Below are 26,061 nucleotides of genomic sequence, written 5' to 3'. Positions count from 1 at the left end.
GAAGTGAACTTTGAGGTGTTGTTTATGGAGATCAATGGTGTGCAAATTGATGATACCTTTGCTGAAGCTTTTCCCATTAAGATGGCAAGGGTGCAGATCACAGCAGTGACAGAGAGGTGGGCACTGGAGGCGGCGAGGGAAGCCACGGGATTTGGAACCTCAGTGATTGGATGTCCTGCCGAGGCGGGCATAGAATGCCTCGTGGATGGAAGAGAGACCGTCGACGGCCGGCCTGGTGTGAACATCCTCTTATGCAACATGGGCTTCAAGAACCTGGAGAACTCATTGCTCATGAGGCTGGGCCAGTGCGTGCTCACTGCGCCCACTGCTGCTGCTTTTAGCGGCATGCATGATGCGGAAAAACAGTTTGATACCGGCAAGAAGCTGAGCTTCTTCGGGGATGGCTACCAGAAGACAGAGGAGATGTTTGGACGAAACATCTGGAAGATACCTCTCATGTCCGGCGACTTCATCATCGAGAACAGCTTTGGAGCGGTCGAAGGAATCGCTGGAGGCAATTTCCTGATACTGGGCCAGAATCAGATGTCCGGCCTGATGGCAGCCGAGGCGGCGATAGACTCCATTCGCAAGGTCAAGGGCGCTATCACCCCCTTCCCGGGAGGTGTCGTCTCCAGCGGATCGAAGGTGGGCTCAAAGTACAAGTTCCTCAAGGCCTCCACCAACTCCGCCTTCTGCACATCGCTCCGGGAGGATGGTGTCTGCGTTCTGGCGGAGGATGTCTCTTGCGTCTTTGAGATAGTGATCAATGGCGTTGACCGGGAGGCCATAGAGAACGCCATGCGGGCGGGAATCCATGCTGCCTGTCAAGTGCCTGGCATTCTGAAGATAACCGCAGCCAATTACGAGGGGAAGCTGGGCATTCATCATTTCCCGCTGCATAGCGTGCTGGAGTAGAGCAAGACCCAGACACATTCTTTTTTTTAGTTTTTATTAAAATATTTGAATCATAGGAGTTGATAGCTCGTGATGGTCGCCCCAGAAATAGCCGATGTTCGGGATCGAATTAAGACCTGGCTTGTACAGGAGGACATATTCAAGGAAGAGGTGCCCAGCGAGAGCCTATACTATCAGATCGCTGCTGAATATCCTGCCCGGTCAGGCAGGCATTTGAGCATCATTCAGCCCCAGGGCCACGAGGATATGGTTGTGATCTTCAGCCGGATAATGCTGGCTGATGTCCATCAAAAGGCCATCATGCATCTTTTGCCTCAGCAGAAAGAGAGGCTCATGTGGCAGATACGCTACGACCTCCTGTTCCGCCAGTCCAGCTTCGAGATCGAGCCTGCAGGAGAGGATATGCGGAGCATTCGTTTCACCCGGGAGATCTACTACGACGGCCTGACCAAGGACAGGCTGATGGAAGCGATAAGAGAGAACTTCAAGTGTGAGCTTTACGTGGTCTGGAAATTCCAGGAGCTGTTTGGCGAGGGATCAGCAGCAAAGGACTCAAAGCCGCCTGAACCGATGTATATCTAGCCGATATGGATCTGGTGGATAGAAAATAGAGGCATGAGGCCTCTTGAGGACATCTCAAGAGATCTCATAAACCAGATTCACGCTGGCCGTCACTTCCATCTCTCCTGGCTGGATCGGGGTAGCATCCATTGCATATGAATAGCTTCTGATAGCCTCCATGACATATCCATAGCCTACTGTTATCTCCAGGATCTTTCCCAGCTCCAATCCGGCGGCGCTGGCGGCAACCTGAGCCTTCCTTTGCGCATCCTTGATGGCAATAGTCATGGCCTCATCATTCTGAGGGGTTGGATCCTTGAGGTCGAACTTGACTTCCTGGATGCTGTTTGAGCCCGCGCTTACCGCCGCATCCAAGACCCGGCCCACGTCCGCAGTATTCTCCAGCCTCACTGTTACCTGGTTCGTGGCCAGGAAGGTCGGAGGCTCTTGCGTTGCATCAGCGCCCCGGGGCTCGTCCTGAGGCATTGTGGTCAGGCTGAACCTGCTGGTCTGCATCTGGCTCTCATTGATGCCCGCATCGAGCAGGGCATTGATGGTTTGGTTCATCAGGATAGCATTCTCTTCAGCTGCTTCTGCTGCGCTTGTGCTCCGGGTCTCAACCCCAAGAACTATCGTTGCCATATCCGGGGCAGCTTTCACCTTGCCCTCGCCATCCACTCTCAGCTTAGATACATCTGTTCCATTATCCGCCGCCATTGCAGGTATGACCAATGACAATAGCAGCATCCCCATTAATACACTGCATATCTTTTTCATAGACTAACCCCTTTATACCGATGTCATTGAAGTGTCTTATAAGATAAACTCATAGGTCACCATGACCCTGGAGTTGACATCCATCATCCTGCCCTCGCCCGAGCCTCCGCCATAGGAATAGTCTATTCCCAGATCGGGATAAGCGAAGATATCCATGGCCTTTCCCAGGCTTCCCCCAGCATCCGCGGCTATGGCAGCTGCATTCTTTCTGGCATCGGCCAGAGCTTTCTTGCGGGCTTCTGCCCGGGCGTCGCTTGAGTCCTTCAGGTAGTATCCCGCCACATAGGCGTTGGCCCCTGCCGATCGAGCGGCATCCAGCACCTTATCGATCCCGGACTCATCTTTGGCCTGGAGACGGATGACTGTGGACCTTTGCAGAGTGGATGCGCTCTCTGTGACATTCTCGCATACAGTGGTGTTATTCACCGTCTTGCAGACTTTGCTCGATGACTGGAAGCTGGATATGCCGCTTCCCTGGCCGGGCAGGATCTCCTCGTCCTTGACCCCCGCTTTCTTCAAGGCGGATATCACCCGGTTCATCTCCTCTCCGACCTCATACTGGGCTTGAGTAATATTTTCATTGCTGCTCTCAACCGAGACGGAGATAGTGACTATATCTGCAGGAACGGTCACCGTTCCCACCCCCTCAACCGTCAGAGGGTAGACGTCACCCACTGCAGCTCCAAAGAGCGCGTTCCATATTATAACGCAGAATAAGACAACCGACCACTTCATATTAATCCCCATCTATGGAAATACTCGAAGATATTTAAGCGCTCTGCTGGTCTCGTTGCCCATCAGAGACCCGTTCCATCCACTCCTGTCATTTCATTCTCCTCTTCTTCATTCGACCACCATCTTTAATTTCAGAATAAACATCCACCACCTTCATGAGCAAGATCGGAAAGGCGATCAGGCTGGAGCGCATCCTGGATCGCAAGACGCACAGGACCATCATCATTCCCATGGACCATGGAATATCTGTAGGACCCATTGCCGGACTGATAGATATGCCGGCCACGGTAGACAAAGTGGCAGAAGGCGGGGCCAACGCCGTCCTGGGACATATGGGCCTGCCATTGCATGGCCACCGGGGATATGGAAGGGATGTGGGATTGATCATTCATCTCTCTGCATCCAGCTCACTAGGTCCTGATCCAAATCACAAGGTTTTGGTGACGGACGTCGAGGACGCCATAAGAGTGGGAGCGGATGCCGTGAGCATCCACGTTAACGTCGGCGCCGACGATGAGGCGGAGATGCTCCATGACCTGGGAAGGGTGGCACGAAGCTGCGACCAATGGGGCATACCCCTGATCGCCATGATGTATCCACGCGGGCCAAAGGTGAAGTCTGAGCATAATGTAGAACATGTGAAGCTGGCCGCACGCATAGGCTCGGAGCTGGGAGCGGACATAGTCAAGACGAATTACACTGGCTCGCCCGACACCTTCCAGGAGGTGGTAAGAGGCTGCAGCGTGCCTGTGGTCATCGCCGGCGGACCGAAGATGGACACTGAACGGGATCTATTGCAGATGGTCTACGATGCGGTTCAGGTGGGCGGAGCAGGGGTGGCCTTCGGCCGCAATGTCTTCCAGGCAGAGGATCCAACTCTCCTTGTAAGAAGGCTGTGCAAGGTAGTCCACGAGGGATATACCCCGGATGAGGCGGAGAAGGTCACCCTCTAGGGCGGGCCTTCCCTCTAACAATTTTTATATCATGACTATAAAACTCTGAATTGATCCGTCTGCTCGATGACAGCCAAATCGACCGCAACCTATATCCACTTATTCGAATACATTAGGAAGCATGAAGCTCATAGCTCCCTTTCTTCTTGCCATTTTGATGCTTGCCATCCCTGCTGCAATGGGCCAGGATGCTGAGCACTGGATCGCCAAGACGAAAAGCGATTATTATAACGGCTCATACCCACTTGCCTTGGATGATATCGATCAATATCTGAAGATCAATCAGAGCGACACCTGGGCCTGGAGCTTCAGGGCCAATCTCCTGCTGAAGATGGAAAGATACGAAGAGGCGCTGGAGAGCTTTGACAGGATCATTTCTCTGGACCAATCCAATGCAAAAGCCCACAATGATCGCGCGCTCGTCCTCTCAGGAGGACTGAACCAGGATGAAGAGGCACTGGCTTCTCTGGGGGCGGCTCTGCAGATCGATGCCCTTAATGCTAACGCCTGGTACAACAAAGGAATGGTTCTGGAGAAGATGGAACGGTACAATGAGTCACTGGAAGCCTACAGAAAGGCGATTGATCTGGATGGGGACCTAGATCGAGCCTGGTACCGTCAGGGCCATGTCCTCCTGATAGTCCAGAGATTCGATGAGTCTCTCGCTTCCCTGGATAAGGCGGTCGAATTCAACCCCGAGAACGCAGAGGCATGGAATGATAAGGGCGTGGTTCTGAGGAAACTGGAACGGAATGAGGAGGCACTCGATTGCTTCCAGAGGGCGATCCAGCTCGATCCCTCAAATGAGCTCTATCGGGAGAATTTGAATGATCTTGGCGGGGTTGAGCCCATCGTAAACTCTCCAGGAGTAATCTCGGAAAAGGTATTGGACTTCTCCTAGGCCCATTACTGATGCGCCATGATCCATCAGTTGCTGAGATTATGGCGCTCGGGCATTCCGCTACTCTGATATTTCCGCAAAATCCAAGATATGCCTCTGGATCATCTCATTTATGCTTATTAGCGACTGAACGAATACCAGTATTTTTATAGGTTCAAAAGCCAATACTAGTATCAGGTGATATAAATCATGATCAAAGGTCTATTAAAATTGTTCATCAGCCTGATGGCCTTCACTTGGCTTGCTAAAAGACTACTTCGCCGCCGCATCCAGCAGGAGGAGGAGACTGAGGAGGTCTCCTCAGATCCCTGGCATAGTTGAAGGCCAAACCAGATCCATCTCAGGTGCTCCCGGGCAGGCAGATCCAGCCCTGCCCGGAGCCGGTCTCTGATGCATTAAATGATCTGCTGATCTAGCGATCCATTGATGATCTATCTAGCCTTCACCACCACCGTTCTGGCCACGCTATCGCCCAATCTCTGCTGTTTATCGGATCGCCAGATCAATATTGCGCCAATGAGGTAGGCAAATAGGCCATCAATTATGCGCAGGATGTTTCTTGTGAACGCCTGGCTCATGTCTATGGGGCTGCCATCCTCTCTGACCACCTTTATTTTGGTGATCATCTTGCCCACGGTCTGGCCTTTCGATCCCTCCAGTAGGGTGAAGTATGCTATGTATATCGCAAAGTAAAGCACCCCCCAATACCAGGGAAACATATCCCCCTGCATACCTCCAGCTCCCAAAATATTTCCCAGAGCACCAAATATAAGGCCAAAAATTATGCTGTCTATCACCAGCGATACTAATCTAATTCCTATTCCTTGATATTCCATCTGCTCCGGACCGTTGACCTCCAATTCAACCTGACCTGCCATGATATTCACCTTGCATATATGCTGGACCGCAAACATCAAATAACTTTCTGAGTTCCTAGGACAGGTTTTTAAAAAAATGAGATTTTAAGCCTCGGACGGGATTCGAACCCGCGACCTCGTCCTTACCAAGGACGCGCTATACCGGGCTAAGCTATCGAGGCGCCAAGAGCCCCTTGTGCTCGCCCTTCATGAACCTTTCGGTCTGAATGAGGAAAAAGAGGTGGGATAAGGTTTTCAGCAAAATTGGCAAGCAAACCACGACCCATGGCGACCCTTGCTCAACGGTTTTGCTCAGTGGCTTTGCTCAATAGCCTGCTCATAGACCTTTTCCGTACTCTCAGCTATGTGATCCCAGGAGAACTCGCTCTCTATCCTGGTCCAACCGGCCCGGGCCAGGTGTTTCATCTCTTTCGGATTGCTGATAATCCGGTTTATGCACCAGGCTATGGACTCGGGCTGGATATAAGCCAGCAGCCCATCCTGGAAGTTGTTGATTATGCTCACCGCATCAGTGGCCACCACCGGCTTGCAGGCGTCCCATGCCTCCAGCACGACCACTCCAAAGGGCTCGTTGCGAGAGGGAACGCACATCATATCGCAGGCATTGATCAGCATCTGCTTCTCCGCACTGGATGTGTACCCCAGGAACCGGCAGGAATCTGCGATGCCTAGATAGCGAGCCTTTTGCTCGCATTCCGATCTCATGCCCCCCTCGCCGATGAAGACGAAACAGACATCTGGTCTATTTCTCAGCACCTGAGGTATGGCCTCCACCAGCAGGTCCGGCCCCTTCTGGACGCTCATCCTGCCGCAGAAGAGCACCACAGGGGCCAGGGGATGGATGCCGTACTTCTCCTTGATCCGGCCGGCGTCTACGCCTCTCCGCATCTTGCCCACGATAATGCCATTGGGAATGATGGGAATCTTGTCCTTGGGCAGGCTGTAGATCTGCATCAGCTCGTCCTGCATCCTCCTGGTGGTCACAATAACCTTAGCCGCCTCATAGCATCCCTGCCACTCTCGATGAGATATCTCCTCGGATATGCCGTATCCAAAGGTGTTCCCGTTCCTACCCCATTCAGTGCTATGCATGGTCAGCAGGAAGGGCAGATGATAGTCGCTCTTTATTCGGGTCAGGGCTAGGACGGGATGCCAGTCATGGCCGTGCACTACATCGAAGTTGCCGAAGAGCTGCTGCACCGCACCGAAACGATGATAGAGGGCATCGCACATCCGGTTCATCTGATCGACGATATCGCCATGGTCGTCTACATCAGCCCGCTGGTAGTGCACCCCGTTTATCTTGTCATAGGACTCAAAGTCCCCTCTTCGGGTAAAAATATGGACCTCATGGCCCCGCCTGGCCAGCGCTTCCGATAGCTCTGAGACATGAGGGGCAACGCCACCTACTTTTATTGAATACAGACTCTCCCAGGAGAGCATTCCAATTCGCATCTATTCACCATTCATCCCTAAAGGCATCCAGCGCATGCTGCCGAGCATGTTGCAGATTGTGCGCAGGTCGTTCTGCTGAGCGTATTGCTGAAAGGATGCCAAATTATTATCAGTACGACCATTTTTTTGCTATCGTTTCTTATTGTTTGCCTGTTTAAAAGCATTTCAAGCTGATCAAATCCTTAAATCACTTAAGTCCGATAATTCATTAATCTTTCGGCGGCAGGCAAAAATTTCTCAATTCTGCTGCTGCCAATTCCGGGGGAACGGGATTCACATATATACCTGAACTCCTCTCAAAGCCTGCTATCCTGGAGACTATGGGCTGGATCCTGATGTTGAAGTGATACTCTTTTGGAAGCTGGAAGATCATCAGGTTGTATGGGGGATCGTCCAGGGTGGAATAGAGGATCCGAAGGATCTCTGCCAGCATACTGGCCAGGCTTTTTTGTTCTTCGTCCCTCAAATCCGCCAGGTTTCCCAAATGCCTTTTAGGTAGAATCCAGGTCTCATAGGGCATAAGAGAGTAGAAGGGGGCAAATAGGATCCAGTGATTGTTCTCGGCGACGAGCCGGCATGACGCACTCTCTCGGTCCACGATATTGCAGTAAGGGCAGAAGGATGACCTGGATATGGCCTCCTCCTCTCTCTTCATCTGCGGGGGTAGAAAGGGAAGGGTGATGAGCTGAGAATGGCTGTGGGATAGCGAGGCCCCCGATTCTTTGCCCCAGTTTTTAAAGATGGTGATATATTTCACATCCTCATGGGTGGAATAGTGTCGGTAACGATCGGTGTAGGCCGAAACGAGCATCTCCAGGTGTTTTTTGCCGAAATCCCTCGGATTTTTGCGGTGGTCTCTTGAATCCACAATCACCTCGTGATATCCCTGGCCGGGCAGGGATATCCATTCTGCCGCCGGAGGCTCGGGCCTGGGGATCATGGTGGGATAAGCATTGAGAAACACTCTGATCTGCCAGAGCTCTGATCCAGTTTCATCCTGGAGCAGGATGCCATCGTCGGTGTAGGCGGCGATGGTGGACGGAGTCCTATCCTCGTGGCCCGGGCAAAAAGGGCAGTCCTTTTCGTCTCCTGGGACCGCCTTAGCCGCCAGGAAATCTGAGGGCCTTTTGTTGCGTTCGGCGGCGATGATGCAGTACTCTTCCAGAAAATAGTGCCGTCTGATCTCGGGCATGCCTATAATCCCTCTGATCTCTTTCTGAAAAACGCGATTGCCTCCTCGTAGATGGCCAGGGTGCTCTCCGCTGCCTTCTGCCAGCTGAAGTTGGTTTGGGCTCTCTTTCTGGCGTTTTTTCCCCAGGACAGGAGACGTTCTTTATCCTCCAGGGCGAGGTTGATTCCCCAGGCCAGATCGGCTGGATCGCGGGCATTGACATGAACCCCCGTCGGCTCATCTTCAGCCGGATTCTTGACGATCTCCGCCAGGCCGCTGGTGCCTGCCGCCCCTACCACAGCCGCCTTGCCCATGGCCGCTGCCTCAAGGGCCACTATTCCGAACGGCTCATACAGGCTGGGAAATACGCATAGGTCGGCAAGGGCATAGTGAAGCCTCTTCTCCTCGGCATCGACGAAATCGGTGACGAGAGTTATATTGCCCTGCCGCTCAGCCTCTACTTTAGCCCATCCATCCAGGCTGCCGACCCCCAGCACCAGGAGCTTAACCCTATTGTACTCCGACTGAACACTGGGCAGGGCGGAGAAGAGCTCTCTGATACCTTTGACCGGCTCCAGCCGTCCTACGAAGAGAATTACGATATCATCCTCATCAAAGCCGTATCTCTCTCTCAAAGCAACCAGGGATTCTCGATCTACCTTTTCAGGATCGAAGAACTCGCAGTCCACTCCATGATAGCAGACCCGGATTTTGTCCTCAGAAATCCCCTGACCGGCCAGCTCCCTTTTCATGGCCTCGGATACGGTTATCACCAGGTCTGCTACCTCTAGGCCCTTGTGCTCTAGAGCCACGATTTGCGGGTTAGGATTTGAGGACCGGCCGGTCTCCAGGCCATGGACATGATAAATCAGTGGAGTCCCTTCTCTCCTGGCAGCCATGCCACCAGGGAGGGCCAGCCAGTCATGGGAGACGAGCAGATCAAAACGATCCTCTTCTTTCAGATGGTCAAGAGCGAGCTGGTTGTAGCTGAACAGGTTGAGCAGATAATCCAAGCCCTGACCCCACCGCAAGGTCTGGGGGGAGAGAAAGATCTCCATTCCGTCCCTCATCGCAAGGGGCATCTCTCGGAAGACATCCACCCCGACCAGCATCTCATGCCTGGGAGACTCCTTCGAACCCCAGGAGAAGACGGTGACCTTCTGGCCAAGGGCAACCAAAGAGCGAGATATGTTATCTGCATAGACCCCCAGCCCACCATAGACTAGGGGGGGGTACTCGGTGCTGAAATAGGCGATTCGCATTGACTTCAATCGATGTCACTCCTGATGATGGTTTATTTTAATTCAGACCGGAATTTTATCCGAGGTCAGACGGTCAGATTTTTATAATACTCCATTACGGGCTGGTCCCAACTGAACTGCCTGGCCAGGGAGAACGACTCCTCGCACAGCAGCCGGTATTTCACATCGTCCTCCAGATAGGTCCGGGAGAAGTAATCCAGAGCTAGGGCATAGTCCATAACCGTCTCCTGAGGCTGCAGTTCGATGTTGTCCACAACTACAACCCCACCCAGCCCTGGCACCCGATGCTCGACCTTTTTCAGGGCATCGCTGAATCCTGCGCTCCGGCTGACGATGCTGGGGGTTCCTTCCCTTCCCGCCTCCAATGCGGTGAGAAGAAAGGGTTCGTACTGTGAGGGGAAGATGCCAGCGACGCAGCCGGCCATGACCTCGTCCGTTCTCATTCCCAGGCCGCCGTCATTCGGTCCCAGCCATTGGGGATACAGAACGGCAGCCACCGATCTCCGGCCGGAGATCAGCTCATCCTTGTTGAGCCGTCGATCATTGATCATATTCTCCAGGCGGATCTCATCGCCCAACAGAACCTCTATGGGAAGGTTGATGGGAAAGCCCTCGGGAAGCTTATCCTTGGATTTGGGCCCATGGGAGGCGATGAGGAAGCACACCACCCGAGTCTGATCTGCATGTCGCTGTCCCATCATTCTGTGCCGCAGGAGATGATCCTGAAGCACCAGGGCATCGAGAAGCTGAGGATAACCTTTGTTCTCTATCTCTATCCTGGAAATGGAGAATACGGGAATGATATTTTCCCTCTCCGGGCAGCTGCCCTCGCAGTTCTTATAGAGGTTATTGATGATGAAATCCTGAATCCGTGCCCGGCAGCGCTCCTTCTTATTCCAATCGATTCGATCGACCCTAACATCGATTCCATTGCGAATGACGACCCCTTTCATGCGGTAAAAGAGCATTGCCTCCTTCATCGTCGAGTCGCCCACGAATGTGACCCCATCGGCATAGCGGGCCAGCGCCTCCAGAGCGGCAAAGCCCAGAGGGGTTCCAGGTTCCATTTTTGAGTCATTCTTTCTGATCTTCTCCAGCGACCGGTAGCCTGCCGTCCTGCCGGGAACGGTTGCATGGAAGGTGCAGAGAGTTCTTACCGGAATGCCCAGCTTCTCCAGCCTGGCGGCGGCATAGAAGATCCCAAACTCATGGCAGTGCAGTGAGGCCCTCACCCTGGGCATAACCGACCGGGCAAACTCGACCACCGCCTTATCTGCATACTTCTTTGTGCTCTCCTCAGGTGACTGAGCGAGGATACGCACCAGCTCCGAGACCGCATAGGAGAGGTTTAAATAGTGATTATACTCCCAGCCATAGTGCTCCTTCTCAAATCTCATTGAGTCCAGTCCCAATAGATCGAAGGCCTCTGTCTTAATGGCATTATTCAATGTCATCTCTCGGTCCTTCCAGCGCACCAATCGAGACTGATAGTAATTGGTATTAAACAGAACATAGCCGATGGGAACGCTTTCCTCGACCCGTTGGCCGGTGACGCTCTCCATTCCCAGGGAGTTCAACTCCGCCAGGGTTAGGGCGAGCTCCTCACCCATGTCCAGCCGGTTGAGTGCCGATATGTCCGTCACCCGGTTTCGGCCGGTATTCCAATCCGATCCGGCAGTGGGATAGTTGGGGCCGACCACCAGGATACGAAATTCGCTATCTAATTCCCCTTTAGCCACCAGCCGGGCGAGGGTTGTGGCCTCGGCATCCACCACATTCCATATGCCTCCCATCTTATTGGAGATGGGGCCCGCTTCCTCTGCTGCCAGGATGATCCATCTTTCTATCATTCCAACCTCATGGATAAGGAGAGAGCGTTGATACGGAGATGCCATCGTCCGATATGTCCAGCACCCGGATGCTATTGGCGATCTTCGAGCCCCTCATCTTCATTACATAGATCGATCTGATGAGCGTATTACCTATTCTCTCCCGGTTCAGCATGGTGGCGGAGTCTGCTCCATACTCCAGGAACTGATTGGTGCCAAAAGCGGTGCCTATGGTGACCAAGCAGGTCACTCCGCTGGAGCGGATGGTGCCGAAGAGGTCATCCGTCAGCGAACGGATCTTAAAGGGCGCTTCTACCGCCATAAAAAATGCAGTCAGATCGTCGATGAATAGCCTTTTAGGCTTTTCTTCCTGCAGCTTTCTCTCCACAAGCTTTCTGAAGTTGATGAGAAAATCCACCGGATCGACATCGATGCTCTTCTGCAGCCTGAGAACTGGGTCTGTAACGTCTATGAGGCTCAGCTTCCCATCATTTTCCAATGCGCCAAAGTCCCAGCCAAAGGAGGACATCATCTCCCGTCTCATATATTCTGCGCTCTCAGAGGGAGTGATGATCATTCCCTTCTCCCCCTGTCCGATGCCGTGGTGAATGAACTGGCTGGCGAAAACAGTCTTGCCGGTGCCTGAGGAACCGGTTATGGTATTTACAGTTCCTTGATGAAATCCGCCACCTACCATTTCATCAAAACCAGGTATGCCGGATTTCATTCTAGGAAATTTGCTGCCTTGTACTGCCATAATTAACACCCCTTGCAGCTCTTGCGCTTTAGTTTGCAGCGCCCGCTGCAGTTTATTTTCTCAATTATGCTAGTTAGCCCTTTCGGTTAAGCTTGCTGGTTATTCCGTCTGAAAATATGGGAATCTTCAGACAGATCACTGCTCAAGAAGCTTTAGGCTCCCGCCAGAGATCAAAAGTCGAATAGGGACTTCTGCCTTTTCCCTGACTTGAAGGTGGATTCCTTGATATCCTTTTTGCCTTCATTAGCCTCACCCTCTGTCTTCCTTGGCCTGCCTCTTCTCCCAGGCTCTTTCGCCTCCGGTCCATTCAGCCCTGTTTCCGGGCGGTGAACGGAAGGGGCAGCAGACTGGCTGTCCTGCCCTGCCGGCGCCCTTGCAGGGTGACGAGTCTCATCATCTGGCAGGCCCTCCACAGAGAGCGTCTGGAGAAGGCCATCAGATCTCTTATTGAGGGTGGGTTGGCTGCTCTTCCGCCATGCCAGCTCTATCTCCTCGATCTGTTCTCTGCTTTGAATTCTCATCGCTTCCTCGAAGATGTTCTGCACCTTCTTTGTGCCAGGAGAGCTTCCCATGAGCAGAGCGATCTCCTCTGCGGTCAGATCCAACCGGGCGGCCAGTTGGGGAGCGCCTTTCTTGTCTTTGAGCAGCATTCCCACAAAGTCCATCAGCTCCGAGCGGGCGAAGGTGAGCGATACATGGCAGTGCCTGCCGATCTTTCTGGCGGCAGAGTCCCTTATCGATCTGACTTTGCGGGTCTGGCCCATCCTTCGCCACAGGCTGGGTGGACGGAAGGCCACATAACCATGCCTGCGCTCCTTCTTTGCCGCCTGCACTCCGCCGGTCATGAGATAGCTGGCATAGCGCCACAGGCCGTAGTTCTGCCTCCGCCGTACCCTGCCCAGAAATATGTCGCTTCGAGCCAGGGTCTCGAAGCCCCGGAGGAGATCCTGGCCGGAGTATGCCAGGGGCAGGTTCTCATCCACCCAGTTGATCAGATCCTCCGGGCTCTCGTCCAGATTATAGGACGCTTCCAGGGCCTCCTTGGCGTTATTGCCCTTGTAGATCACCTCCAGCACCCGGAAGATGGAGGATTTGACATCCCTCTGGGCAGTGGCCAGATCCTCTTCCCTGAGCGTCTCCTGGCCTTCGGCGGCTGCCTGCAGATCGTTGATCCCGGAGCGCATGTCTCCCCCTGCCCTCTCGGCGATCGTAACCAGCAGATCGGGATTGCAGTCTATGCCCTCAGCCTGGCAGATCGCCCTCAATGCCTGGGCGATGGTGGTGGAGCGCACCGACCGGAACTGAATTCCCCGGGTCGCATCTCGGAGTGACTTATCGATCTCATAGTACTCATTGGCAATCAGTATCACTGGCTGGAGAGTATTCCTGACCAGGCGGAGCATGGCCGCTGCTCCGCCTCGGTCGGCAGTGCCATGGAGGTTGTCTGCTTCATCTAAAATAACCAGCCTCGGTTTTCCGGAGAACGTCTGACTTCGCGATGCTGGAACGGCAATCTTCTCGATCATGCCTGCGGTGCGAGCATCTGAGGCATTCATCTCAATGTAATCCCAATCGAAATCATGTGCCAGGGCTAAAGCCGCCGAAGTCTTTCCCGTTCCCGCCGGGCCGTATAGAATGACCGCGCCGGTGATGGGCTCGCTTCTCTCCCAGGAGAGAGCCCACTCCCGCAGGTCGTCTATCGCCTTGCCATTGCCAAGAACCTGCTTGAGGGTGGCTGGACGATACTTCTCCGTCCACTTTAAAGGTGCGGGCATCTACCAGACGCCCTCTCTTCCCGTCAGCTCATCGATGACAATCTCCCATATGGTCATATCCATCCTCTCCAGGTCCTGGCGTTGAAAGCTCTTGCCTCCATGGCCGCCCAAACCCTTTCTGGTGAAGACATCGAACATCCTCTGCTTGGCTTCTATGTCATCCGATAGCTCTGCCCTGCCGAAGGCATTGACGCTCGTCCATTTTCCCTTCTCCAGATGGTCTACCTGAAAGCAGATCCGCGGATTTTCAGCAGCATACTGGACCTTTCTTCCCATCCCACGGGAATGAAGGTAGATTTTGCCCTCGTGGTACACAAAGGACATTGGAACCACATAAGGCTGGTCTTCTCTGGATAGTCCTAGCCTGCCGTATCTGGCTGAGGAGAGGAGTGCTATGCATTCATCATCTGATAGCTCCCTGGGTTTCATGATCTGCATTTGGTCCTCCAGGTTTTTATCTTTTGCCAAAAAGGTTTTACCCTGGCAGAGACTTTCATATGCGGATGTTCAACAAGATCCTGATAGCCAACCGGGGAGAGATCGCCATCCGGGTTATGCGAGCCTGCCGGGAGCTGGGCATCCCGAGCGTGGCCGTCTACTCCGAAGCGGACAAAAATGCCCTCTTCGCCAAGTACGCTGATGAAGCAGTCTTCATAGGCCCATCTCCATCCAGCCAGAGCTACCTGAAGATAGACAACATAATCAAGGCCGCCCTGGAGACCGGTGCAGAGGCTATCCATCCTGGATATGGCTTTTTATCCGAGAACACCGTCTTCGCCTCCACCTGCAAGGAAAATGGCATCGTGTTCATTGGACCACCATCCACTGCCATTGACGCTATGGGCTCGAAGATCACCGCCCGTCAGACCATGAAGGAGGCAGGGGTGCCAATCGTTCCGGGCATTGAAGAGGGGATCAACGATCCGGATGAAGCGATGGACCTGGCGGACGGCATCGGCTACCCGATCATCCTCAAGCCGGCGGCAGGCGGTGGGGGAATCGGCATGAAGATCGTGGGAAGCCGGGAGGAGATGCTGCCCGCTCTGACCTCATCTCAGTCCGTAGCCCGCAATGCCTTCGGCGACGATACGATATACATCGAGAAGTATCTCACCGAGCCCAGACATATCGAGTTCCAGATCCTGGCGGATGAGATGGGAAAGACGATATATGTCTCCGACCGGGAGTGCTCCATCCAGCGCCGCCACCAAAAGCTTATAGAGGAGTCACCCTCGCCGGTGATGAGCGATGAGCTGCGCGAGAGGATGGGCTCCATCGCCGTCAAAGCGGCCAAAGCCATTGGATACGCCAGCGCCGGGACGGTGGAGTTCATGTACTCCCGGGGAGACTTCTACTTCCTGGAGATGAACACCCGCTTGCAGGTTGAGCATCCCATCACCGAGATGGTGACCGGGGTGGACCTGGCCAAAGAGCAGATCCTCATCGCCGCCGGCCAGCCCCTGAACTACGATCAGAGCGACATGCAAATACGGGGCTGGGCAATAGAGTGCCGAATAAATGCAGAAGACCCGTTAAACGATTTCTCTCCTGCTCCTGGGAGGATCAAGGGATACAGGAGTCCCGGCGGTCCGGGGATCAGGGTGGACAGCGGGGTATATTCCGGCTACCTGATTCCTCCTTACTACGATTCCTTGATCTCCAAGCTCGTCGCCCATGGCAAGGACCGTAGAGAAGCAATTGCCAGAATGGAGCGGGCCCTCTATGAGTATATCATCGTGGGGGTTAAGACCAACCTCATCTTCCATAAGGCAGTGCTCAGGAATGCCAGGTTCAGAAGTGGTGACTTCAATACCGGCTTCATCAAGGAGGAGAACATCGCCGAAGCGGTGAAGAGGGTAGCAGCAGAGGATCATGACAAGAACGAGTCTTTAGCGTCTGCTCTTGGGGCTGATAACCGCAAAGTGGCAGCGATCGCAGCTGCAGTGGGTTCATACCTGAGCCAGCAGAAGCTGGAGGAGAAGAGCTGATAGTGGCTGCTTACGGGGGTGATGCATCATCCGCTGAGGCTCGCCGGAGGTCCAAGCTGAGCGCCGGTCCCCATCACAGGGATAGAGAGTTGGCTCCACTGGACAAAGATCGGATCCTCTCCTGCCTCGGTACCAGGTGGCTGGGAAGGGACATGCGCCTCTTTGCCCAGCTTGCCTCCACCAATGAATTGGCCATTTCGCTGGCTCAAAAAGGCGAGAGTGGCACAGTCATCTTGGCTGAGGTTCAGACCAGGGGGCGGGGCAGGCTCTCCAGACACTGGGAATCGCCATCAGGAGGAATCTGGATGAGCCTCATTCTGAGGCCGGATATCCCCATAGCTCTCGCCTATCAGATCAATATGGCAATCTGCGTTGCCGTCTGCAGAGCCATATCCAATTTGCTCGGCCTCAATCCGGGAATCAAGTGGCCCAACGACCTTCTGATCGGGGAGAGGAAGGTGGGAGGCATATTGATGGAAGTTCAGGCAGAGGGGGAACGGCTGGAATATGCCGTTGTGGGTGTGGGCATCAACGCCAATATCGATCCGTCCGCTTTCCCAGATGACTGGATGGCGACATCTTTGTCCCGAGAGGGTGGATCTGAGGTCTCTCGCACTGCTCTGATCCAGAGAACTCTCCTGGAGATAGAGAGGGCATATGAGAATTTGGGATCGATGGAGATCTATGATGAGTGGCGCCGCCGCTCCGTAACCATTGGCAGGATGGTGCGCATCTCTGCAAACTCTGGAGAGCTGGTGGGTGAGGTGGAGGACCTGGCGGAAGATGGGGCCTTATTGTTGAGGAGGGATGACGAGCTGGTTCGAGTTCTGGCAGGGGACTGTATCCATCTGCGGGGAATGGGAGGACTATGAGAAGGAAGCGGATAGCTGGCATTGCCAGAGACACTCTGAATTTTATACTGGAGGCATCGCGGTCCACAGCCCCGTCGGAGTTCGCCGGACTTCTCCAGGCGGATGGTGAGATCATAACCGAGGTTCTGATACTGCCTGGCACAGAGAGCTCCCGCATGAGCGCTCTGGTCCGGCTCTATATGCTTCCCAATATGCAGGTTGCGGGTTCTGTTCACAGCCATCCCTCAGGAGCGCTCCGCCCCTCAGAGCCGGATCTCCTGTTCTTCTCTCGCACCGGCGACTACCATATCATCGTCGGCCCGCCGTTCGATGAGCAGAGCTGGGTCTGCTATAATGCATCAGGAGTGAGGCGAGACCTTCCTATCCTGGATGTAAAGTTCGATGACGATGACTTTGATGATGATCTCGATTGAAGAGGCGGCACAAGCCGGGAACGGAGATTGAGCAGTGACGCTGGTAGTTGCCACCGGCACCTTCGACCTTCTCCATCCCGGGCATGTCCTTTATCTGGAGCGATCAAAAGCCCTGGGAGATGAGCTGGTGGTGATAGTCGCCAGGGATGTAAATGTGCGCCATAAGGCCAAACCCATCCTGCCCGAGGAGCAGAGGCGGAGGATGATAGAATCCTTAAAGCCGGTGGATAGAGCGATTCTGGGCGAGGTGGGCGATATCTTCCGGACCATAGAGGACCTCCGGCCGGACATAATCACCCTGGGCTTTGACCAGCACTTCGATCCCTTACGCCTGGAGCATGATCTCTTCCGTCGCGGCCTGCATCCCAGGATTGTGAGAATAGAAGAGCAGGAGCCCTGTGAGCTGTGCAGCTCCAGGCGTATCGTCAACAAGATCCTTGAACGATTCCGGGGTCGTCGTATCTAGCCGCCAAGTACTTATACGGCACTGATAGTTTGCGGGCCTGTATGGCCAGAGTCGCGGTAGGAGGCACCTTCGATCCCATTCATGACGGTCATTTAGCCCTGCTCCGGCGCGCTTTTGAGTTGAGTGGAGATGGGGAGGTGGTTATAGGCCTAACCTCAGACGAGATGGCCAGGTCGAGCAGGACCAGATCGGTGCGCAACTATGAGGTACGAGAGAAGAACCTGCGCGCGGTAATCAAGAAATGCTTTGGGATTGACGATGTTCATATCACGAAGATCACAGACCAATGCGGTCCATCGATCTATGAGTGCTTCGATTTTATTGTGGTATCCCCTGAGACCCTGCCTATGGCGGAGAAGATAAACCGCCTCCGGGCCAAGAAGAACCTGCCGCCCCTGCAGATATCAGAGATAGAGTATCAGATGGCCCAGGATAAGGTCCGGATTAGCTCCACCAGGGTATCTGAGGGGAAGATCGACCGGCATGGTCGGGTCTTAGTTGGCTGAAGACGGATCGAAACCCTATATTCTACTTAAATCTCTTGATAAATGACTTATCGATCCAGCTCTTCAGAGAGTAGATCAGCCTGGTGGGCACTCCAATGCAGGTCTTCCCCACCACACCCACTGCGCAGTCCGAGCCCAGGGATATGAGCGCTACCTGGCTGTCGGTGCTGGCCCGGACCGAATACCTCTCCAGGGCCCTACCTTTTATCAGATGAGAGAGATGGCGAGCGAGGTACTTGGCCTGCCTCTCCGCCTCCAGACCGGTCTTGGTGGCCAGACGGCCATCGATCTCCACCCAGGCGCAATCGCCTATAGCAAACAGATTGCTCTTTAAATTGAGGTAGGGGTCCACCAGCAGCCAGCCGTTCTTCTTGGGCAGGTCCAGATCCTGGATAAACTGGGAGGGCTTCACTCCTGCCGTCCATATGGCCATATCGCAGTCCAGGCAGGTATCGTCGGTGAACATTATGCAGTCCTTCTTGACCTCAGCCACCTGGGTGGAGGTGAGGATGTTCACCCCCCTCTTGGACAGGGCCCTCTCCACCAGCTCGGACGTTTGAGCTGAGAACTGGGGCAGGACGCGCTCCCTCGCCTCAATGACATATATGCTGGCATCAAGGCTCTCCGCCAGGATGGATGCCGCCTCCACCCCGGTGAGGCCCGAGCCCATGATCATGATCCTCTCCGGATAGTTATCCTCCACGAATCGTCGGGCCCTCTTGGTCTCCTCCAGGGTGTTGATGGAGAAGGTGTTCTCGACGCCCCGGATGCCGAAGTAGTTCTGAGCGGCACCGGTGGCGATGACTGCATAGTCGAACTCCACCTGTGACCTCTCGCAGACCACGGTGCTTCCCTCCAGGCGGAGGGCCTTCTCCTGGATGTGATGGGCTCCCACCCGCTCGCAAAATGGTTTGAGGGGGGCGGCCAGGTCCTGCAGCCTGGCGACCCCTCCCAGATACTCGGGATAGAGGGCTTGCATCTCTATCTGCTTTTTGGGCTCGATCAGGGTGAACTCCAGTGGGCAGGGTGCCGCCACTCTTATCAGCTCTGCGCCGGCAATGCCTCCGCCAATAACCGCTACCTTCATGATCTTTTGAACCTCTCAGACCCGTGGCTGTGAATCGTCGATTTCTCTGATTGGACACGTCGGTTATAAATGCATCGAATCTGAAGACCTCTTTTAAGCCTATCGATGATGTATTTTCATTAGGCCAGGGAAAGCAAAAGGGAATTCAGATCTACACTACTGGAGTGCCTCCTGGGGCGAGGGTGATAAGACTCAAAATGAGCACCTGGGAAGCACTAGGAAAATTGATTCGGAGACGGCTAGGCAGAAGGCCAGAACTATGAAGTTGACGGTCCCGGTGAAATTAGAAGCTGGATCAATATTCATTCATTAGCTAACAGCAGCTGTTCATTCCGGTCTCTTTCATCACTGGGCGAATCGCTCTCATACTTGATGATCTCTTTTATCAAATCCTGGCCCGGCCCTACTACATCTGAAATGTCATTGCAGGAACATGCCCTAGAGTCGCAGTATTTCAGAGCAAAATACTCGGAGATCGTGTCATCCAGCTCCATGAGCTTCTTTACGATGGGGTTCTTTTTATTCAACCTGTACATCTTCGCTTGGCCTACTGACCTGGTGGCGGTAATCAGGTCCAACGCCTCTAATTTAGGCCACGCCTTGAATAGTGTGGCTCTACTTAGATTTGCACCTTCTGCTATATCTGTTTTTGAATAATCAAAGCACTCGTTATCCATTAAAAAGTCCAGTACCTTTAGCACTGGGCTTTTAATTCCAAGTACTCTTATGAATAAGGACTCATCCATTTTCTTCCTCCTCCTCTTCCGTTTTCCCCATATCAATGCACATGGGTGTACGGATAAGTAGTAGATACTAATATGTACTAGTATGTACTAGTATGCAATAAGGTTTAAATACTTTGCTAGTATTGTTTTAAAAAGTGAACACAAATAAAATATAACTGAATATTTAGGGGTTGAATGGCTGAGCGAAGATATAAATTTGATCTTAAAAGCGCAGATCTTAAAGAAGCTCCGCAGGCATGGGTATTGGGGCGGTCGTCATACCGCATACGACGATCTCACAAAGGGCATCCCGAAACATCTTCGCGGCCAAGCGAAAGACGCAGCAGAAGAGCTTATCATAGGGGAGTTCTTGCTTCCCAAGCAAACTGGTTATGGCCTTCATGTGTCATTGAACCCGCAAAAGAAGGCTGATATAGATAATCTCATCCGGGATGTCTTAAAAGAATAAAAATGTTTTTTTAATGGGACAGGAACAGTTGCATACAATTTTTATAATGGCACATGCAGTCTGACTCTTGAGATGATCACTGTTTACTTCGACGGCCTCTGCTATCCCAAAAATCCCGGTGGAGTGGCGGCCTATGGCTATCTGATCTGCCGCGACAAGGAGCCGATCTGGAAGGGCTTTGGCGCTGTAGGGGAGGGCCGGGGGATGACCAACAACGTGGCGGAGTACGAGGGCCTCTTGGCCGCAGCCCGGTGGCTGAATGACGAGGAGATCGATGAGAAGATACAGATCCGGGGGGACTCGGAGCTGGTGATCAAGCAGATGAAAGGGGAGTACCGGGTGAACTCGGCCACCTCCAAGAGGTATGTCCCCCAGATCAAGGAGCTTCTGGTGGGAAAGGAGGTGAGCTTTCAATGGGTTCCGCGAGAGAAGAACGAAGAGGCAGACCGGCTCTCACGGGTGGCGTATGAGAGCTATGTGCGAAGGAAAAAGAGCGGCTCTGATTCGGTATCTGCTAATTGATGCCGCTTGTGCCTTTTGCTTGGCTTAGAAGCTGAGTGATAAATTGAGTTGCAGAGCGATCCTTTGGATAAGGACAAAAAAGATACACACCGTAACGGGCGCAGTATTGCCTATAAGGAGTTCATTGTCAAAAAGCTTGGCTGGCATGTCCGAGATGCCCGGCTACATCCTCGATATGAATCCCGGCATCCAGCCACCATGAAGCAGCACTATGCCTTAGTAGATGCGGTTTTATGCGTTTCCGATTTCTCTTCAGGACCGGGCGTTCATCCTGAAGAACCGCTATTGTGGCGATCCCATCCAGGAGGCTTTTCTTCTCTTGCTTCCACCTGCCCCTTAGCCAGCCGTATGGCCTCATGCAACTTGGCCTCCAGCATCTCCCTCGGTGGTAGCTCCACCAGATATTCAGCCACCCTGATCTCGCCCCGGTCGAGCTGCAAAAGTTCAATCTGCTCCCGGTTCTTCTCGCCGCACAGGATCAGCCCTATGGGCGGCTCCTCACCCGGCCGACGCTCGTATCTGTCCAGCCAGCGCAGATAAAGCTCCATCTGGCCCTTGTAGGCAGCATCGAAGCTGCCCAGCTTGAGCTCTATGGCCACCAGACGATGCAGGCTGCGGTGATAGAAGAGCAGGTCGAGGTAGAAGTCCCTGTCTCCGATGGTCATACGCTTCTGCCGGGCGATGAAGCTGAAGTCCGTACCCAACTCCAGCAGGAACCTCTCCAGCTCCCGGAGGATGGCTGCCTCCAGATCCCGCTCGCTGTAGATGTCCTCCAGCCCCAGGAAGTCCAGTAGATAGGGATCCCGGAAGACCAGATCGGGGGTCATGCGGTCATCATCCTGCAGAGCCACCAGCTCCTGTCTGGCCAGCTCCTCCGGCTTACGGGAGATGGCGGTGCGCTCATAAAGCATGCCCTGGATCTTCTTTCTCAAGGTTCGCACGCTCCAGCGCTCCACCCTGGCCATCTCGGTGTAGAACTGTCGCTGCAGAGGATCCTTGAGGTAGATGATCTCAATGAAATGGGACCATGATAATTGTCCAGACAGTGTCTGGACTATCTTGGCATCATCGAAGACCTCGGCAAAATGGATCATGTGAAAGACATTGCTGCGGCGAAAGCCCTTCCCGTACTCTGCAGCCAGCCTCTCGCTCACCAGCTCGACAACTTTCGCCCCATACTCAGCCCGGCTCTCGGCTGGCAGATCATAGCGGATGCGCTTGCCGATTTGCCAGTAGAGGAGCACAAGCTCGGAGTTTACTGATTGAGCGACACGGGCCTTTGCCTGCTCTATGAGTGGCCGGATGCTGCCGACAAGCTCTTCGGAGGCAACGGATACCTCATTCTCTTCCGATTCTGCTATTTTGCCAGCAGGGTCCTGTTCTTCTCTCATTCGGAAGGCTTTCTTCATGGCATCATCGTCTCCTCAAGCATCATAAGTAATGTGAGACAAGGCTCTGCATTGGGGACATATGACCTCATTATCTGCCCATAACATTTACTGGTTATAGTAACCTTCGTCTCTGCACTCGTCCTATCTCCTTGGATCCCCAACACCTCTGCTTTCATCATCCTGGCCAGCTCCCGAGCGTTCCCCTGCAATGCCATCGGCCGGTTGGGTGTCAGCTGCAGAAGTTTCAGAACTTCTGGGGGTAGCCTGAACTCCATGCGGCCAATGATCGTGCTGTCTACGGCTTTGTATACAAATGATACGCTGCCATTCAATGCCATGACGATCTGGCCTGAGTCTCGAGCTTGAACCAGATTTCGGAAGTCCTCTGGGCACCTGAGTTCAGAAATGAGGGGCTCTACAACCTCTTCCAGTGAATCATTCGTTAGGGGCCATTTAATCACATTTACTACTCAGACTTCTCGTCAGAACTACTATAACTGGCCGTGATACCTCCGCCAGAGATGGGATCTTGTAGCTTACACGTACTCATGAGGGCTGGAATCAGCTCGTATAGCCCCAGCTCTTTGGCTTTGGCAAAGACTTCAATAGCCTTATTGTGGCTCCTCGCCGAATTGTGTGGGTGAGGTCCAGCTGAAACTATTGCCTTTGCACCTCTGCTTTCTGAGGTTGGGTTAGTGCATAGCCCTTCACCACAGGCGCGGAGACACAGAGAATATACGATTAGAGTTTACCCATACTAAATAGCGAGGAGCCGTATCGATTATCTGCAGGATCATCCTTCGCATTGCCTGGCATACTCCTTCGCCCAGTAGGTGATGATCATATCCGCCCCCGCCCTCTTAATACACATCAACGACTCCAGAAAGGCGGCCCGCTCATCCAGCCAGCCCCGCTCAGCGGCGGCCTGGATCATGGAGTACTCTCCAGATACCTGATAGGCAGCAGTGGGCATGCCGAACATCTCCTTTACTGCCCGGAGCACATCCAAATAGGGCATGGCCGGCTTGACCATCACCATATCCGCCCCTTCCTCGATGTCCAGCTGCACCTCCCACAGGGCTTCGGCAAAGTTGGCCGGATCCATCTGGTATCCCCGGCGATCGCCGAATGCGAAGCCCGACTGGGCCGCCTCCCGGAAGGGACCGTAGAATGTGGAGGCATACTTGGCGGAATAAGAGAGAATGGGGGTATCGGCGAATCCCTCCCAGTCCAAAGAGGTGCGAATGGCCCGCACCATATGATCCATCATTCCGCTGGGGGCGACTATATCCGCTCCCGCCTGGGCCTGGCTCACTGCCACTTCACCCAGCAGGGGAAGGGTCTCATCGTTCAGTACTCGCTCTCCCCGGACCAGGCCGCAGTGGCCGTGGCTGGTGTACTCGCACAGACACAGGTCGGTTATGACCAAAAGACTGGTGCATTCCTTGATTGCCCGCACCGCCTTCTGGATCACGCCATCGGGATCGGCTGCAGCCGAGCCCATCTCATCCTTGGTGGAGGGCAGGCCGAATAGCAGCACTGCTGGCACCCCCAGATCCTCCAGCGCTCCTGCCTCTGCTGCCACGCTCTCTATGCTCTGATGATACTGGCCGGGCATGGATTCGATCATCCTCGGCTCGGTTATCCTCTCATCTACAAATATGGGCTGGACCAGGTTCTGGATGCCCAGATCCGTCTCGGAAACCATCTCTCTGATCCCCGGCACTCTCAGCCGCCTCATTCTCCTCATATCTTCTCCTCCAGCCGGAACAGCTCGCACAATGACTTCAGTATCTCCAGGTCTCCCCTCTCCGCAGCGCTCTTCAGCGATTTGGTCGGCTCCGATAATATTTTATTCACAATGGAGCGGCTCATATCGCACAGGACCTGCTGCTCGATCTCGCCCAGGGTATGCCTGGCTGAGAGCTTGTTCATGGCCTTTCTGACCTCCTGGTCCTTGATCAGCTCCGCCTGAGAGTAAAGCCGAGCCAGCAGCTCTTCCGCCTCCTTCCTCTTGTACTTGGCCCGGAGAAGCTGCAGCTCTTCTGTTATGATCTCCTCCACCCGTGTCGCCTCTGCCATCCTCTGCATCATGTTCTCCCGGCTGATGTTCTTGAGGCTGTCGATGTTATGCAGCTCGACCCCTGAAACCTCGGCAGCAGCCTGGTCCACGTCCCTGGGGTTAGCGATATCGATTATGAGAAGCTTGTTGCTTCTATCGGCCATGGCCATCTCTATGTCGCTCTTGAGGAGGATGTAATGGGGGGCAGAGGTGGCGCTGATCACCACATCTGCAGTATGAAGGCGGCGGGGCATATCATCAAATGGAACTGCCTCTCCCCCCAAGCTCTCCGCCAGACAGACCGCTGAGCTAAGGGTCCGATTGGTGACTGCCAGCGATCCGATCTCCCGGCTGAGCAGTGCCCGGGATATTAGCTCCCCAGTCTCGCCAGCGCCTATTACCAGCACTGATTTGCCCTTCAGGTCACCCAGGATCTCCTCAGCCAGGTCGACAGCTGCAGAGCCTACCGACACCGAGCGCTCGTTGATGCGGGTCTCTTTGCGCACCCTCTTACCCACCTGAATGGCCTTCTTAAAAGCAGTCTCCAGCATCCAGCCAGTTGTTCCCGCCTTCATCGCGATTTGGGTCAACTCCTTCATCTGTCCCAGGATCTGGTCCTCTCCGATGATCATGGACTCCAAGCCCGAGGCCAGGCGGAGAAGATGGAGCAGGGATTCGTCGTGATCATGAAAATCGATGATTCGAGATGATACGCGCGCTTTCTTGGCCAGGTCGAAGAGCACCTTCTCCCCTCGCGGTGCCACCACATAAACCTCGACTCGGTTGCAGGTCTTGAGAACAGCGCATTCCTCTACCCTGTCCTGAGACATCACCCATTTAAGAATGGTCTCTACGTCACCGTGCCAGGCTCTCTCAATCTCGTCTATGGAGGCGGTGCGGTGAGTAACCAGCATCGAGGCTATCTCGCTCATCCTGGCATGCATGTGAGCGGGCTCTCATATAGGCCTTTTCATAGGAGTGGCCCAAAAGCCTCCAGACCTCTTTGTCCTCCAGGATGCTCCTGATTGCCCGGGCGCGATCCTCCTGTCCGGGTATGAGCTCCTTCAGTTCAGGCCTCAACCGACCAAGAAGCTTTGCCATACCCTGGTAGTCCTCGGTCAGCTCCTCCTCCAGCCGGAGGCGGAGGTACCGGGTCAAGCCGGGGGACTCGGTAGAAATGGCGATGGAGATCTGGCCCTTTCTGATAATGGAAGGAACCACCACCTCCCCTCTGCCCTCCACCCGGTTAACCAGAATTCCCACCCGGATCGCCTCCTCCTCTATCGACCGGTTCAACTGGGAGTTGCTGGTGGCGGGAATGGCGATGAATGCGCCCTGCAGATATCTCTTGAAATCAACCCTAAGATCGCACTCTGTCAGCTCCCACCGATCCTTTGATGCCAGGAGTTTAGGGGTGAAACTCTGGCTGACCACCTGCACCGGCCCGTAATCGGAAAAGAGGAGGGCCTTTCTCTCCGCCACCTTTCCCCCACCGAAGATCACCACCAGCCTCTGGCTCATATCCAGAAAAAGGGGGAGGAGGGGCCTATAAGAGCAGTCATCCGGTGCAACCATAAGACTCCCGTATCAT

Annotated in this window: 28 protein-coding genes and 1 tRNA gene; 11 read left to right on the top strand and 18 right to left on the bottom strand. The window is 54.0% G+C overall.

The genetic code is table 11. The features are described from left to right. Positions 1-24: 24 nt before the first annotated feature. Complete coding sequence (gene fhcD / locus BP822_RS07965; RefSeq protein WP_273278014.1) at positions 25-915, top strand: formylmethanofuran--tetrahydromethanopterin N-formyltransferase; 891 nt, start codon at positions 25-27, stop codon at positions 913-915. A gap of 72 nt (positions 916-987) precedes the next feature. Beyond that, positions 988-1,497: a DUF2299 domain-containing protein gene (locus BP822_RS07960; RefSeq protein WP_273271103.1), complete on the top strand. Its 510-nt coding sequence runs from the start codon at positions 988-990 to the stop codon at positions 1,495-1,497. Positions 1,498-1,551: 54 nt separating this feature from the next. On the opposite strand, the gene BP822_RS07955 is transcribed toward BP822_RS07960, so the two are convergent. Together BP822_RS07955 and BP822_RS07950 are read right to left on the bottom strand one after the other, a co-directional pair. Then, positions 1,552-2,214, bottom strand: a complete 663-nt coding sequence (locus BP822_RS07955; protein ID WP_286878089.1) for an SIMPL domain-containing protein — start codon at positions 2,212-2,214, stop codon at positions 1,552-1,554. A gap of 75 nt (positions 2,215-2,289) precedes the next feature. Next, the gene (locus tag BP822_RS07950) at positions 2,290-2,988 is read right to left on the bottom strand and encodes an SIMPL domain-containing protein (protein ID WP_013719177.1); all 699 of its coding nucleotides are present in this window, start codon (positions 2,986-2,988) and stop codon (positions 2,290-2,292) included. A gap of 155 nt (positions 2,989-3,143) precedes the next feature. Between BP822_RS07950 and BP822_RS07945 the strand changes: the two genes are divergently transcribed. Both BP822_RS07945 and BP822_RS07940 read left to right on the top strand, forming a co-directional pair. Then, a complete protein-coding gene (locus BP822_RS07945) occupies positions 3,144-3,941 on the top strand; it encodes a 2-amino-3,7-dideoxy-D-threo-hept-6-ulosonate synthase (protein WP_273278018.1) in 798 nt (265 codons plus the stop codon). Between the two features lie 121 nt (positions 3,942-4,062). Then, complete coding sequence (locus BP822_RS07940; protein ID WP_286878088.1) at positions 4,063-4,842, top strand: tetratricopeptide repeat protein; 780 nt, start codon at positions 4,063-4,065, stop codon at positions 4,840-4,842. Between the two features lie 431 nt (positions 4,843-5,273). On the opposite strand, the gene BP822_RS07935 is transcribed toward BP822_RS07940, so the two are convergent. From BP822_RS07935 to BP822_RS07895, 9 genes are all read right to left on the bottom strand, one after another. Next, complete coding sequence (locus BP822_RS07935; protein WP_048132974.1) at positions 5,274-5,720, bottom strand: RDD family protein; 447 nt, start codon at positions 5,718-5,720, stop codon at positions 5,274-5,276. A gap of 87 nt (positions 5,721-5,807) precedes the next feature. Next, positions 5,808-5,881: transfer RNA gene (locus tag BP822_RS07930), tRNA-Thr, on the bottom strand. Between the two features lie 130 nt (positions 5,882-6,011). Beyond that, positions 6,012-7,175, bottom strand: coding sequence for a glycosyltransferase family 4 protein (locus BP822_RS07925; protein WP_013719181.1), 1,164 nt, complete (start codon positions 7,173-7,175; stop codon positions 6,012-6,014). Between the two features lie 208 nt (positions 7,176-7,383). After that, the gene (locus BP822_RS07920; RefSeq protein WP_286858884.1) at positions 7,384-8,367 is read right to left on the bottom strand and encodes a galactose-1-phosphate uridylyltransferase; all 984 of its coding nucleotides are present in this window, start codon (positions 8,365-8,367) and stop codon (positions 7,384-7,386) included. A gap of 2 nt (positions 8,368-8,369) precedes the next feature. After that, positions 8,370-9,608, bottom strand: a complete 1,239-nt coding sequence (locus BP822_RS07915) for a glycosyltransferase family 4 protein (protein WP_048132014.1) — start codon at positions 9,606-9,608, stop codon at positions 8,370-8,372. Positions 9,609-9,673: 65 nt separating this feature from the next. Further along, a complete protein-coding gene (locus BP822_RS07910; RefSeq protein WP_276620811.1) occupies positions 9,674-11,458 on the bottom strand; it encodes a glycosyltransferase in 1,785 nt (594 codons plus the stop codon). 7 nt (positions 11,459-11,465) lie between these two features. Continuing rightward, positions 11,466-12,194: an RAD55 family ATPase gene (locus tag BP822_RS07905; RefSeq protein WP_048132016.1), complete on the bottom strand. Its 729-nt coding sequence runs from the start codon at positions 12,192-12,194 to the stop codon at positions 11,466-11,468. Between the two features lie 170 nt (positions 12,195-12,364). Beyond that, positions 12,365-13,969, bottom strand: a complete 1,605-nt coding sequence (locus BP822_RS07900; protein WP_286878087.1) for a replication factor C large subunit — start codon at positions 13,967-13,969, stop codon at positions 12,365-12,367. Then, a complete protein-coding gene (locus BP822_RS07895) occupies positions 13,970-14,398 on the bottom strand; it encodes a pyridoxamine 5'-phosphate oxidase family protein (protein WP_048132975.1) in 429 nt (142 codons plus the stop codon). A 74-nt stretch (positions 14,399-14,472) separates the two neighbouring features. On the opposite strand from BP822_RS07895, the gene BP822_RS07890 reads away from it, so the two are divergent. The 5 genes from BP822_RS07890 to BP822_RS07870 are packed head-to-tail and all read left to right on the top strand — an operon-like array spanning position 14,473 to position 18,214. Beyond that, positions 14,473-15,957, top strand: a complete 1,485-nt coding sequence (locus BP822_RS07890) for an acetyl-CoA carboxylase biotin carboxylase subunit (RefSeq protein WP_048132018.1) — start codon at positions 14,473-14,475, stop codon at positions 15,955-15,957. 2 nt (positions 15,958-15,959) lie between these two features. Next, complete coding sequence (locus BP822_RS07885; RefSeq protein ID WP_013719189.1) at positions 15,960-16,829, top strand: biotin--[acetyl-CoA-carboxylase] ligase; 870 nt, start codon at positions 15,960-15,962, stop codon at positions 16,827-16,829. Then, positions 16,826-17,242 (top strand): Mov34/MPN/PAD-1 family protein, encoded by a 417-nt coding sequence (locus BP822_RS07880; RefSeq protein WP_013719190.1) that lies wholly within the window; start codon positions 16,826-16,828, stop codon positions 17,240-17,242. Before BP822_RS07885 ends, BP822_RS07880 begins: the two co-directional genes overlap by 4 nt. A gap of 34 nt (positions 17,243-17,276) precedes the next feature. After that, positions 17,277-17,708 carry an adenylyltransferase/cytidyltransferase family protein gene (locus tag BP822_RS07875; protein ID WP_013719191.1) on the top strand — a complete coding sequence of 144 codons (432 nt, stop codon included), beginning with the start codon at positions 17,277-17,279 and terminating at the stop codon, positions 17,706-17,708. A gap of 41 nt (positions 17,709-17,749) precedes the next feature. Further along, entirely contained in the window at positions 17,750-18,214 is a 465-nt protein-coding gene (locus tag BP822_RS07870; protein ID WP_013719192.1) for a phosphopantetheine adenylyltransferase, read from the top strand. A gap of 22 nt (positions 18,215-18,236) precedes the next feature. Here the strand turns inward: BP822_RS07870 and BP822_RS07865 are convergent, their stop codons facing one another. Continuing rightward, positions 18,237-19,301 carry an NAD(P)/FAD-dependent oxidoreductase gene (locus tag BP822_RS07865; RefSeq protein ID WP_013719193.1) on the bottom strand — a complete coding sequence of 355 codons (1,065 nt, stop codon included), beginning with the start codon at positions 19,299-19,301 and terminating at the stop codon, positions 18,237-18,239. A 302-nt stretch (positions 19,302-19,603) separates the two neighbouring features. Beyond that, positions 19,604-20,047 (bottom strand): winged helix-turn-helix domain-containing protein, encoded by a 444-nt coding sequence (locus BP822_RS07860; protein ID WP_013719194.1) that lies wholly within the window; start codon positions 20,045-20,047, stop codon positions 19,604-19,606. Between the two features lie 196 nt (positions 20,048-20,243). Between BP822_RS07860 and BP822_RS07855 the strand changes: the two genes are divergently transcribed. Both BP822_RS07855 and rnhA read left to right on the top strand, forming a co-directional pair. After that, entirely contained in the window at positions 20,244-20,495 is a 252-nt protein-coding gene (locus BP822_RS07855; RefSeq protein ID WP_013719195.1) for a hypothetical protein, read from the top strand. A 72-nt stretch (positions 20,496-20,567) separates the two neighbouring features. Further along, a complete protein-coding gene (gene rnhA / locus BP822_RS07850) occupies positions 20,568-21,017 on the top strand; it encodes a ribonuclease HI (RefSeq protein WP_013719196.1) in 450 nt (149 codons plus the stop codon). A gap of 266 nt (positions 21,018-21,283) precedes the next feature. On the opposite strand, the gene BP822_RS07845 is transcribed toward rnhA, so the two are convergent. The 5 genes from BP822_RS07845 to BP822_RS07825 all read right to left on the bottom strand — a co-directional run bounded on the left by BP822_RS07845 (position 21,284) and on the right by BP822_RS07825 (position 26,045). Then, on the bottom strand, positions 21,284-22,426 hold the full coding sequence (locus BP822_RS07845) for a PDDEXK nuclease domain-containing protein (protein ID WP_013719197.1): 1,143 nt from the start codon (positions 22,424-22,426) through the stop codon (positions 21,284-21,286). Next, a complete protein-coding gene (locus BP822_RS07840; protein ID WP_048132021.1) occupies positions 22,423-22,869 on the bottom strand; it encodes a hypothetical protein in 447 nt (148 codons plus the stop codon). Before BP822_RS07840 ends, BP822_RS07845 begins: the two co-directional genes overlap by 4 nt. A gap of 332 nt (positions 22,870-23,201) precedes the next feature. Further along, positions 23,202-24,158, bottom strand: coding sequence for a porphobilinogen synthase (hemB, locus tag BP822_RS07835; RefSeq protein ID WP_013719199.1), 957 nt, complete (start codon positions 24,156-24,158; stop codon positions 23,202-23,204). Next, complete coding sequence (gene hemA, locus BP822_RS07830) at positions 24,155-25,402, bottom strand: glutamyl-tRNA reductase (protein WP_048132023.1); 1,248 nt, start codon at positions 25,400-25,402, stop codon at positions 24,155-24,157. The genes hemB and hemA overlap by 4 nt, the downstream gene beginning before the upstream one ends. Continuing rightward, positions 25,344-26,045: a precorrin-2 dehydrogenase/sirohydrochlorin ferrochelatase family protein gene (locus BP822_RS07825; protein ID WP_273271369.1), complete on the bottom strand. Its 702-nt coding sequence runs from the start codon at positions 26,043-26,045 to the stop codon at positions 25,344-25,346. The genes hemA and BP822_RS07825 overlap by 59 nt, the downstream gene beginning before the upstream one ends. Positions 26,046-26,061: the final 16 nt, after the last annotated feature.

The sequence above is a fragment of the Methanosaeta sp. UBA458 genome (assembly GCF_002496085.1).
Lineage (GTDB): Archaea > Halobacteriota > Methanosarcinia > Methanotrichales > Methanotrichaceae > Methanothrix > Methanothrix soehngenii.
Note: the sequence above shows the minus strand (reverse complement) of the source record. Positions and strands in the feature narration are given on the sequence as shown.

Bases quoted from the DNA above. Each gene is read 5' to 3' on its own strand.
- rnhA (WP_013719196.1), top strand. From the start codon at position 20,568: ATGATCACTGTTTACTTCGACGGCCTCTGCTATCCCAAAAATCCCGGT.
- fhcD (WP_273278014.1), top strand. From the start codon at position 25: ATGGAGATCAATGGTGTGCAAATTGATGATACCTTTGCTGAAGCTTTT.
- BP822_RS07905 (WP_048132016.1), bottom strand. From the start codon at position 12,194: ATGGCAGTACAAGGCAGCAAATTTCCTAGAATGAAATCCGGCATACCT.
- BP822_RS07960 (WP_273271103.1), top strand. From the start codon at position 988: ATGGTCGCCCCAGAAATAGCCGATGTTCGGGATCGAATTAAGACCTGG.
- BP822_RS07860 (WP_013719194.1), bottom strand. From the start codon at position 20,047: ATGGATGAGTCCTTATTCATAAGAGTACTTGGAATTAAAAGCCCAGTG.
- BP822_RS07845 (WP_013719197.1), bottom strand. From the start codon at position 22,426: ATGAAGAAAGCCTTCCGAATGAGAGAAGAACAGGACCCTGCTGGCAAA.
- BP822_RS07925 (WP_013719181.1), bottom strand. From the start codon at position 7,175: ATGCGAATTGGAATGCTCTCCTGGGAGAGTCTGTATTCAATAAAAGTA.
- BP822_RS07950 (WP_013719177.1), bottom strand. From the start codon at position 2,988: ATGAAGTGGTCGGTTGTCTTATTCTGCGTTATAATATGGAACGCGCTC.
- BP822_RS07825 (WP_273271369.1), bottom strand. From the start codon at position 26,045: ATGGTTGCACCGGATGACTGCTCTTATAGGCCCCTCCTCCCCCTTTTT.
- BP822_RS07870 (WP_013719192.1), top strand. From the start codon at position 17,750: ATGGCCAGAGTCGCGGTAGGAGGCACCTTCGATCCCATTCATGACGGT.
- BP822_RS07940 (WP_286878088.1), top strand. From the start codon at position 4,063: ATGAAGCTCATAGCTCCCTTTCTTCTTGCCATTTTGATGCTTGCCATC.
- BP822_RS07920 (WP_286858884.1), bottom strand. From the start codon at position 8,367: ATGCCCGAGATCAGACGGCACTATTTTCTGGAAGAGTACTGCATCATC.
- hemB (WP_013719199.1), bottom strand. From the start codon at position 24,158: ATGAGGAGAATGAGGCGGCTGAGAGTGCCGGGGATCAGAGAGATGGTT.
- BP822_RS07915 (WP_048132014.1), bottom strand. From the start codon at position 9,608: ATGCGAATCGCCTATTTCAGCACCGAGTACCCCCCCCTAGTCTATGGT.
- BP822_RS07890 (WP_048132018.1), top strand. From the start codon at position 14,473: ATGTTCAACAAGATCCTGATAGCCAACCGGGGAGAGATCGCCATCCGG.
- BP822_RS07895 (WP_048132975.1), bottom strand. From the start codon at position 14,398: ATGAAACCCAGGGAGCTATCAGATGATGAATGCATAGCACTCCTCTCC.
- BP822_RS07880 (WP_013719190.1), top strand. From the start codon at position 16,826: ATGAGAAGGAAGCGGATAGCTGGCATTGCCAGAGACACTCTGAATTTT.
- BP822_RS07935 (WP_048132974.1), bottom strand. From the start codon at position 5,720: ATGGCAGGTCAGGTTGAATTGGAGGTCAACGGTCCGGAGCAGATGGAA.
- hemA (WP_048132023.1), bottom strand. From the start codon at position 25,402: ATGAGCGAGATAGCCTCGATGCTGGTTACTCACCGCACCGCCTCCATA.
- BP822_RS07865 (WP_013719193.1), bottom strand. From the start codon at position 19,301: ATGAAGGTAGCGGTTATTGGCGGAGGCATTGCCGGCGCAGAGCTGATA.
- BP822_RS07945 (WP_273278018.1), top strand. From the start codon at position 3,144: ATGAGCAAGATCGGAAAGGCGATCAGGCTGGAGCGCATCCTGGATCGC.
- BP822_RS07900 (WP_286878087.1), bottom strand. From the start codon at position 13,969: ATGCCCGCACCTTTAAAGTGGACGGAGAAGTATCGTCCAGCCACCCTC.
- BP822_RS07910 (WP_276620811.1), bottom strand. From the start codon at position 11,458: ATGATAGAAAGATGGATCATCCTGGCAGCAGAGGAAGCGGGCCCCATC.